At 51.8% G+C, this 473-nt stretch carries 1 protein-coding gene; it reads left to right on the plus strand.

The window, feature by feature from the left end; genetic code table 11:
• A partial coding sequence (locus ACYVRA_RS08665) for a metal ABC transporter substrate-binding protein (RefSeq protein ID WP_461252316.1) occupies window positions 1-473 on the plus strand: 473 nt, incomplete at both ends.

Raw genomic sequence — 473 nt, forward strand, 5'->3', positions numbered from 1 at the left:
TGCTGCCGCCGGGGGCGGAAAGCCATTCCTATGAGCCGTCGCCAAAGGATATAATTACCATTAAAAACAGCGGTGTTTTTATCTATGGTGGCGGCGAGGGAGACGCGTGGGTAGACAGGATTCTTGAATCAATGGATACGTCAAAAATGACAATCGTCCGTATGATGGACGCGGTTGACGCAGTGGAAGAAGAAATTGTCGAGGGCATGGAAGAAGAAGCAAAGCCGGGAGAAGAAGAAATAGCCTATGACGAGCATGTCTGGACTTCTCCCCGCAACGCGCTACTGATTGTCGGGGCGATAACCGCAGCGTTGTGCAAGGCCGATTCCGCCAACGCCGAATTTTACAGCCAGAACGCAGTTTCTTTTGGCAAAGAATGGGTAAGGATTGCGGCGCCGTTTAAGGCCATAATAGCAGGCCCAAACGGAAAAACAACGCTTTTTGCCACCCGCTTCCCTTTCCGCACCTTTCGC

It is taken from the genome of Treponema sp. R8-4-B8 (genome assembly GCF_054786175.1).